This window comes from Sphingobium sp. CCH11-B1, from assembly GCF_001556865.1.
Lineage (GTDB): Bacteria > Pseudomonadota > Alphaproteobacteria > Sphingomonadales > Sphingomonadaceae > Sphingobium.
Map to the genome: position 1 here is coordinate 1 of NZ_LSJY01000168.1, position 1,323 is coordinate 1,323.

Genomic DNA, 1,323 nt, shown 5'->3' on the forward strand with positions numbered 1-1,323 from the left:
GGGACTGTCAGGATTTCCGTGTGTGGGCGGGCGGTTAAACATTACGCCGCCATGGCCTTGATGAAGCGTTCGCCGAACAGGACGGCGAACTGGGCCTTGGCCATGGACCACTCACGCGGCGGCATTTTCCACTCTTTCTCGGATCTGTTCAAGATCAGATAGAGCAACTTGGTCGCGGCCTCGTCGTTGGGAAAGTGTCCTCTGGCTCTGACCGCCCGCCGGAGCTGGGCATTCAGGGCCTCAATGGCATTCGTGGTGTAGACGATCCTGCGGACCTCGTCGGGGAAGGCGAAGAAGGGAATAACTTCACTCCACGCCCGCCGCCAGCTCTGGCCGATTGCAGGGTAGCGCCGCCCCCATTCGCTGTCCTCGAAGGCCGTGAGTGCTTCCTCGGCGGCCTTGGCGTCGACGGCGCGGTAAATGCCCTTCAGTGCCGTGGCCAGCGGCTTGCGGTCCTTCCAGGAGACGAAGTCCATTGAGTTGCGCAGCAGATGGACGATGCACGTTTGGACCACGGCTTCTGGGAACACGGCGGTGATTGCGTCAGGGAAGCCCTTGAGGCCATCGACAACGGCCAGCATGATGTCCTCGACGCCACGGTTCTTCAGCTCGTTCATGACGCGCAGCCAGAATTTGGCGCCTTCGTTCTGCTCGATCCACAGGCCCAGAACGACCTTGGTGCCATCGGCCAGCACACCCAGCGCGATGTGGATCGCCTTGTTGCGGACCATGCCCTCATCGCGGATCTTGACCCGAATGGCGTCGAAGAAAACCAGCGGATAGGCCGGATCGAGCGGGCGGGCCTGCCAGGCGGCGACCTCCTCGAGCACGGCGTCGGTGACGGTCGATATGAGGTCCGGCGAAACGTCGATGCCGTATAGCTCGCGCAGATGCCCGGTGATCTCCCGCGTGCTCATGCCGCGCGCGTACATCGACACGATCTTGTCGTCGAAGCCGGGGAACCGGCGCTGGTACTTGGCGATCAGTTGCGGATCAAAGCTGCCCTGCCGATCGCGGGGTACCTCGATCTCGATCTTGCCGGTGTCCGTGACCACCGTCTTGCGGCCATAGCCATTACGGTTGTTGCCGGCCTGGTCGCCGTGCCCAAGATGATGATCCATCTCAGCATTGAGGGCGCGTTCGGCCAGCGCCTTCTTCAGCGAATCCAGAAGGCCACCCTGCTGAAGGGCTGCCGTGGCATCGCCGCCAGCCAGAAGTTGATCCAGTAAATCAGCCGGAATTACCGGCTCCTTGCGTCGGGACATAGTGGGACTCCTTCTTGCCCATTATGCCCGCCCACACACGGAAATCCTGACAGTCCCC

At 62.1% G+C, this 1,323-nt stretch carries 1 protein-coding gene; it reads right to left on the reverse strand.

The features are described from left to right. Positions 1 to 41 precede the first annotated feature (41 nt). Positions 42 to 1,265, reverse strand: coding sequence for an IS256 family transposase (locus tag AX724_RS16830; RefSeq protein WP_066768497.1), 1,224 nt, complete (start codon positions 1,263 to 1,265; stop codon positions 42 to 44). Between the last annotated feature and the right edge of the window lie 58 nt (positions 1,266 to 1,323).